Source organism: Streptomyces pyxinae, assembly GCF_024756275.1.
Classification (GTDB): domain Bacteria; phylum Actinomycetota; class Actinomycetes; order Streptomycetales; family Streptomycetaceae; genus Streptomyces; species Streptomyces pyxinae.
This window is the reverse complement of sequence record NZ_JANUGQ010000043.1, coordinates 25,658-32,801: the sequence shown is the minus strand read 5'-3', so window position 1 is coordinate 32,801 and position 7,144 is coordinate 25,658. Positions and strand designations below refer to the sequence as shown.

Genomic DNA, 7,144 nt, shown 5'->3' with positions numbered 1-7,144 from the left:
CAAGGCGGAGCCGGTGGGCCTGTTCGTGGAGACCTTCGGGACCGCCACGGTGGAGGTGGACCGGATCGAGCACGCCATCGCCCAGGTCTTCGACCTGCGCCCGGCCGCGATCATCCGTGATCTGGACCTGTTGCGGCCGATCTACGCCCAGACCGCGGCCTACGGCCACTTCGGCCGCGAGCTGGCCGACTTCACCTGGGAGCGCACCGACCGTACCGAGGCCCTCCGCACCGCCGCCGGCCTCTGAACCCAGGCGCACCGAAGCGACGACCGCCGGAGTCCGGCACCCGGAGAAGGGTGCCGGACTCCGGCGTTTCCACGATCGTCCACGGGCGCCCGTGACCCGGCACCCGGCGCCAGGCATCCGGGGCCCGGCGCCGGGCCCGGCCGACAGCGCGGGAGCGCGGGCCGGGGCGGTGGCGAGGGCCGGTGGGGGTGTCGGTGGGGTCTGGTAGGAATTCGGGTGTGAGCAGCGAGAACGAGAACCCCGAGCACCGGGAGGTCCGGGCGGGCGAGGCTCCCGAGCAGCTCGCGCTCATCCGGGAGACCGTCCGCCGGGCCAAGGTGCCGCGCGCCAAGCCGCGCACCTGGCGGGGAGCGGCGCTCGCCAAGGAGCTGCCGGTCGCCCGGGTGGTGGTCAACAAGGGCGTGCTCCACCTGGACCAGTTCTTCGACTACGCGGTGCCGGAGGAGCTGGACGCGGAGGCGCGGCCGGGCGTGCGGGTCCGGGTGCGGTTCGGCGCCGGGGCGCACCAGGTGCAGGGCGGGCGCCGGGAGGGCGGCCGGCTGATCGACGGCTTCCTGGTCGAGCGGCGGGCCACCTCCGACTACTCCGGGCCGCTCGCCGCGCTCGCCGGGGTGGTCTCGCCCGAGCCGGTGCTCGGCCCCGAGCTGCTGCGGCTGGCCCGGGCGGTGGCCGACCGGTACGCGGGCAGCCTCGCGGACGTCCTCCAGCTCGCCGTGCCGCCGCGCAGCGCCCGTGCCGAGTCCCGGCCCTCGCCCGAGCCGCTGCCGCCGCCCCCGCCGCCCGACCCCAGGACCTGGCGGCGGTACGAGCAGGGCGAGGCGTTCCTGACCGCGCTGGCGGGCGGCGGCGCGCCCCGGGCGGTGTGGAACGCGCTGCCCGGGCCGCACTGGGCCGACGAGCTGGCCCGGGCGGTCGGTGCCGCCCTCGCCTCCGGGCGCGGCGCCCTGGTGGTGGTCCCGGACGGCCGGGCCGCCGCCCGGGTGGACGCGGCGCTCACCGCCCTGCTGGGCGAGGGCCGGCACGCCCTGCTCACCGCCGAGGCGGGCCCCGAGAAGCGGTACCGCCAGTGGCTCGCCGTCCGGCGCGGCTCGGTCCGGGCGGTCGTCGGCACCCGGGCCGCCATGTTCGCCCCGGTCCGGGACCTCGGTCTGGTCGCCATCTGGGACGACGGCGACGCCAGCCACAGCGAGCCGCACGCCCCGCTGCCGCACGCCCGGGAGGTGCTGCTGCTGCGTGCCGCCCATGACCACTGCGCCTTTCTGCTCGGCGCCACCGGCTGCACCGTCGAGGCGGCCCAGCTGGTGGAGACCGGCTGGGCCCGGCCGCTGCTCGCCCCCCGGGACCAGGTGCGCGCCGCCGCCCCGCTGGTCCGGACGGTCGGCGACACCGAGCTGGCCCGGGACGAGGCCGCCCGGGCCGCCCGGCTGCCCACGCTCGCCTGGCAGGCGGTACGGGACGGCCTGCGCGCGGGCCCGGTGCTGGTCCAGGTGCCCCGGCGGGGGTACGTCCCCCGGCTGGCCTGCGAGCGGTGCCGTACCCCCGCCCGGTGCGGGCACTGCTCGGGCCCGCTGGAGGCCGCCGACCAGCACGCGCTGCGGTGCGGCTGGTGCGGCCGGGACGCTCCCGGCTGGCACTGCCCCGCCTGCGGGGGCGCCCGGCTGCGGGCCAGCGTGGTGGGCGCCCGGCGGACGGCGGAGGAGCTGGGCCGGGCGTTTCCCGCCGTACCGGTCCGCACCTCGGGCCGGGACCATGTGCTGGACACCGTGCCGGGGCGGCCCGCGCTGGTGGTGAGCACGCCGGGCGCCGAGCCGGTCGCCGAGGGCGGGTACGCCGCCGCGCTGCTGCTGGACGGCTGGGCCATGCTCGGCCGCCCCGACCTGCGGGCCGGCGAGGAGGCGCTGCGCCGCTGGCTGGACGCGGCCTCGCTGGTGCGCGGCCAGGACGAGGGCGGCACCGTGGTGGTGGTGGCCGAGCCCACGCTCCGGCCGGTGCAGGCGCTGGTGCGCTGGGACCCGGTCGGCCACGCCCAGCGGGAGCTGGCCGAGCGCGCCGAGCTGGGCTTCCCGCCGGTCTCCCGGATGGCCGCCGTCACCGGCCGGCCGGAGGCGGTGGCCGCCTTCCTGGCCGGGGCCGAGCTGCCCCCGGAGACCGAGACCCTGGGCCCGGTGCCGCTGCCGGCCCCGCCCCCGGGCGGTGCCCGCCGCCCCGGCGACCCGCCGCCGGGCGAGAGCTGGGACCGGGCGCTGCTGCGGGTGCCACCGGGCAGCGGGTCGGCCCTGGCGGCGGCGCTGAAGGCGGCCCGGGCGGGCCGGACGGCCCGGGGCGACGACTCGGTGCGGGTGCGGATCGACCCGCCGGACATCGGCTGACCGGTCCCGGGCCTCGTGGGACCGGCGGGCGGGGCGGAAGCCGGCCGGCCCACGCGCCCGGCGGCCGGGCCCGGTGGTCAGCCGTTGCGCGGGCCGGGGAAGGCGCCCGGCCGGACCTCGCCGCCCGGGGCGCCGGCCCCGGCTCTCGGCTGCGGGGGCACCGAGCGGGCGGCGGGCACGGCGGGGGCGCCGGGACCTCCGGAGACGCCATGGCCCCCGGAAACCCCGGCAGTACCGGGCATGCCGGAGACGCCGGGCAGCGGCTGGACGGCCGGCAGCACCCGGGCGCCGCCCGGGCCGTCGGCACGCTCGGGCTCCCCGCCCTGGGCGGGCGTCCGCCGGGTGCCGTAGCGGCGGTGCACCGCCTGCTTGGTGACCCCGAGGGCCGAGCCCACCGCGTCCCACGAGAAGCCCAGTGAGCGGTCGAAGTCCACCGCCGCGGTGACCAGCGTCTCCACGCTGTCCCGCAGCTCCTGGGCGAGCCGGACGGTGGGGGCCGGGGCCCGGCCGTAGACGACGAAGCCCGCGGTGGGGCTGGATCGCCGGGGGCGGTACACATTGCCCAGCTGGGCGGTGAGGGTGCGGAGTGCGTCCACCTGCCGGCGGACCCGCTCGATGTCCCGCACCAGCAGATGCAGGCTGGCCCGTGCCTGGGCGTCATGGGTGGCGTGGTCGGCCATTGACAAGCCTCTCGAACCGGCGTTGAAAAGGAGCGGGCCGCGCCGGGGCGGCGGCCCGTGAAGGTCAATCTCCCTTGACAACGCTTCATCTGCGGCCGGGTCACGCCCTGGGGCGTATCCGCGGGGGCACGAGGCGAGTGAGCCCCCGTACGCCCCCTGAGCCGCCGCCGCCGGAGCCCGCGCCGGTCACGGCCGCCGGAGCCGCCCCCGGTCACGGCCGGCGGAGCCCGCCCCGGCCCGGTCGCGGCTGCGCGCCCGCGGAACCGCGTGACCACCGGACCGCGTCACCCCGGGGCCACGACCTAGACTGGTGCGCCGCTCCCGTAGCCCCGAACAGACAGGCAGTCAGCCACCGATGAAGCTCGTCTTCGCAGGCACCCCCGAGGTCGCCGTACCCGCCCTGGACGCCCTGATCGCCTCGGACCGCCACGAGGTGGCCGCCGTCGTCACCCGGCCGGACGCGCCCGCCGGGCGGGGCCGCCGGCTGGTCGCCAGCCCGGTGGCGCAGCGCGCCGAGGAGGCCGGGATCGAGGTGCTCAAGCCGGCCCGGCCCCGGGACGAGGACTTCCTCGCCCGGCTCCGGGAGATCGGGCCCGACTGCTGTCCGGTCGTGGCGTACGGCGCGCTGCTGCCCCGGGTCGCGCTCGACGTGCCCGTCCACGGCTGGGTCAATCTGCACTTCTCGCTGCTGCCCGCCTGGCGCGGCGCCGCCCCGGTGCAGCACTCGATCATGGCGGGGGACGAGCTGACCGGCGCCTCCACCTTCCTGATCGAGGAGGGGCTGGACTCCGGCCCGGTCTACGGGGTGCTCACGGAGCAGATCCGGGCCACCGACACCAGCGGCGACCTGCTCACCCGGCTGGCCTTCGCCGGCGCCGGACTGCTCGCCGCCACCATGGACGGCATCGCGGACGGCACCCTCAAGGCGGTGCCCCAGCCCGCCGATGGCGTCACCCTGGCGCCGAAGATCACCGTGGAGGACGCCGGGATCGACTGGACCGCGCCGGCGCTCCGGGTCGACCGGGTGGTGCGCGGCTGCACCCCGGCCCCCGGCGCCTGGACCGTCTTCCGGGGCGAGCGGCTGAAGCTGGTCCAGACGGCGCCGGTGCCGGGCCGGGACGAACTGGCCCCGGGCGAGCTGGCGGCGGGCAAGAACAGCGTCCACGCGGGCACCGGTTCGTACGCCGTGGAGCTGCTCTGGGTGCAGCCGCAGGGCAAGAAGCCGATGCGCGGCGCCGACTGGGCGCGCGGGGTGCGGATCGCCCCGGGCGAGCGGCTCGGCGCCTCCGAGGCGGGCTGAGGCGCACCCCGGAGCGAGCCGGGCGGGCGCCCGGGCCCCTGGGCCGGGGAGGGGCCGGGCCGGAGCCGGCCGGGGCCCCGGCCAGGTGCCGGGCCCTGGCCGGGCGGAGGGCGGCGCGGACGTAGGCTGAGGGAGCACCACCCCTCTATCAGCGGAGCACCTTGTGAGCGAGCAGTCCCGTCGCCGTCCCCCCAGGCCCCACCGCCGTCCCCAGAAGGACCCGGTGCGGCTGCTCGCCTTCGAGGCGCTGCGGGCCGTGGACGAGCGGGACGCCTACGCCAACCTGGTGCTGCCCCCGCTGCTGCGCAAGGCCCGGGAGCGGGACGGCTTCGACAGCCGGGACGCCGCCTTCGCGACCGAGCTGGTCTACGGCACCCTGCGCCGCCAGGGCACCTATGACGCGATCATCGCCGCCTGTGTGGACCGCCCGCTGCGCGAGGTGGACCCGCCGGTGCTGGACGTGCTCTCGCTCGGCGCCCACCAGCTGCTCGGCACCCGCGTGCCCGGGCACGCGGCGGTCTCGTCCACCGTGGAGCTGGCCCGGGTGGTGCTCGGCGACGGGCGCGCCAAGTTCGTCAACGCCGTGCTGCGGAAGGTGTCCCAGCACGATCTGGACGGCTGGCTGGAGCGGGTCGCCCCGCCCTACGACGACGACCCCGAGGACCATCTCGCCGTGGTGCACTCCCACCCCCGCTGGGTGGTCTCCGCCCTGTGGGACGCGCTGGGCGGCGGGCGCGCGGGCATCGAGGACCTGCTGGCCGCCGACAACGAGCGGCCCGAGGTGACCCTGGTGGCCCGCCCCGGCCGGGCCACCACCGAGGAGCTGCTGGCGGCGGTGGGGGAGGGGGCCGGGCTGCCCGGCCGCTGGTCCCCGTACGCGGTACGGCTGCCCGAGGGCGGCGAGCCGGGCGCCCTGGAGGCCGTACGGGAGGGCCGGGCCGGCGTCCAGGACGAGGGCAGCCAGCTGGTCGCCGCGGCCCTGGCCGCCGCCCCGCTGGACGGCCCGGACACCCGCTGGCTCGACGGCTGCGCGGGACCCGGCGGCAAGGCGGCCCTGCTCGGCGCCCTGGCGGCGGAGCGCGGCGCGGCCCTGGTCGCCGCCGAGAAGCAGCCGCACCGCGCCCGGCTGGTCGCCCGGGCGCTGGCCGGCAACCCCGGCCCGTACCAGGTGGTCACCGCCGACGGCACCCGCCCGCCGTGGCCGGCCGGCAGCTTCGACCGGGTGCTGGTCGACGTCCCCTGCTCCGGCCTGGGCGCGCTCCGCCGCCGGCCCGAGGCCCGCTGGCGCCGCCGCCCCGAGGACCTGGACGGCTTCGCCCCGCTCCAGCGCGACCTGCTGGCCCAGGCGCTCAAGTCGGTCCGGGTCGGCGGAGTGGTCGGCTACGCGACCTGCTCGCCCCATCAGGCCGAGACCCGCGCCGTCGTGGACGACGTGCTCAAGGGCCGGGGCGGCCGGGAGGCGCCCGCCGCCGAGTGGATCGACGCCCGCCCGCTGCTCCCCGGCGTCCCGGCCCTGGGCGAGGGCCCGGACCTCCAGCTCTGGCCCCACCTCCACGGCACCGACGCCATGTACCTCGCCCTCCTCCGCCGCACCGGCTGACGGAGCGGCGGAAGAGGGCGAGGGACGCCGGGATCCGGCCGCATGGCGAGGCCGGGCCCGGGACGGAGGCGGATCCGGGCGGGCGCCGGCCGGAAAGTTCAGTTCCGGTGGGGTAATGCGGGGGTTATGTCCGGTACGTCATGGTGTGCCGGCGCCCGGTGTGCGGAGGGCGGCGAACCGGGCGGCCGGGACGTGGCAGGCTTGGCCCATGGCCCAGATCAACCCCAGCATTCTCTCCGCCGACTTCGCCCGTCTCGCCGAGGAGGCGAAGGCCGTCGAAGGCGCCGACTGGCTCCATGTCGACGTCATGGACAACCACTTCGTGCCCAACCTCACGCTGGGCGTGCCGGTGGTGGAGTCGCTCAGCCGGGCGACGGACATTCCGCTGGACTGCCATCTGATGATCGAGGAGCCGGACCGCTGGGCCCCGCAGTACGTGGAGGCGGGCGCCGGCTCGGTCACCTTCCACGCCGAGGCCGCCGCCGCGCCGGTCCGGCTGGCCCGTGAGATCCGGGCCAAGGGGGCCAGGGCCGCGATGGCGCTGAAGCCCGCGACGCCGATCGAGCCGTACGAGGATCTGCTGCCCGAGCTGGACATGCTGCTGGTGATGACGGTGGAGCCGGGCTTCGGCGGCCAGGCGTTCCTGGACATCATGCTGCCGAAGATCCGGCGCACCCGGGAGCTGATCGCCAGGCACGGGCTCGAACTGTGGCTCCAGGTCGACGGCGGGGTCTCGGCCGAGACCATCGAGCGCTGCGCGGAGGCCGGGGCCGATGTCTTCGTGGCCGGCTCCGCGGTCTACGGCACCGACGACCCGGCCGCCGCCGTGCGGATGCTGCGCCACCAGGCCGACGAGGCGACCGCCGCGGCGTCCTGGGCCTGCCGCCACTGAGGCGGACGCAGGCCGGCGGCGCCGGGGCGGGCCGGGCGGCCGGCGGGCCACGCGCG

The 7,144-nt window shown here is 78.1% G+C and carries 6 protein-coding genes; 5 read left to right on the top strand and 1 reads right to left on the bottom strand.

The annotated features are described in order from the left end of the window. Together NX801_RS29775 and NX801_RS29770 are read left to right on the top strand one after the other, a co-directional pair. Window positions 1–247 (top strand): methionine adenosyltransferase domain-containing protein (locus tag NX801_RS29775; RefSeq protein ID WP_258789942.1); only part of this gene is annotated, 247 nt, incomplete at its 5' end. Between the two features lie 218 nt (window positions 248–465). After that, on the top strand, window positions 466–2,616 hold the full coding sequence (locus tag NX801_RS29770; protein WP_258791077.1) for a primosomal protein N': 2,151 nt from the start codon (window positions 466–468) through the stop codon (window positions 2,614–2,616). 77 nt (window positions 2,617–2,693) lie between these two features. Here the strand turns inward: NX801_RS29770 and NX801_RS29765 are convergent, their stop codons facing one another. After that, window positions 2,694–3,296 (bottom strand): hypothetical protein, encoded by a 603-nt coding sequence (locus NX801_RS29765; protein WP_258791076.1) that lies wholly within the window; start codon window positions 3,294–3,296, stop codon window positions 2,694–2,696. A 355-nt stretch (window positions 3,297–3,651) separates the two neighbouring features. Between NX801_RS29765 and fmt the strand changes: the two genes are divergently transcribed. From fmt to rpe, 3 genes are all read left to right on the top strand, one after another. Next, complete coding sequence (gene fmt, locus NX801_RS29760) at window positions 3,652–4,596, top strand: methionyl-tRNA formyltransferase (RefSeq protein ID WP_258791075.1); 945 nt, start codon at window positions 3,652–3,654, stop codon at window positions 4,594–4,596. 163 nt (window positions 4,597–4,759) lie between these two features. Beyond that, window positions 4,760–6,196: an RsmB/NOP family class I SAM-dependent RNA methyltransferase gene (locus NX801_RS29755; RefSeq protein WP_258791073.1), complete on the top strand. Its 1,437-nt coding sequence runs from the start codon at window positions 4,760–4,762 to the stop codon at window positions 6,194–6,196. Between the two features lie 208 nt (window positions 6,197–6,404). Beyond that, window positions 6,405–7,088, top strand: coding sequence for a ribulose-phosphate 3-epimerase (gene rpe / locus NX801_RS29750; protein WP_258791072.1), 684 nt, complete (start codon window positions 6,405–6,407; stop codon window positions 7,086–7,088). Window positions 7,089–7,144 lie beyond the last annotated feature (56 nt).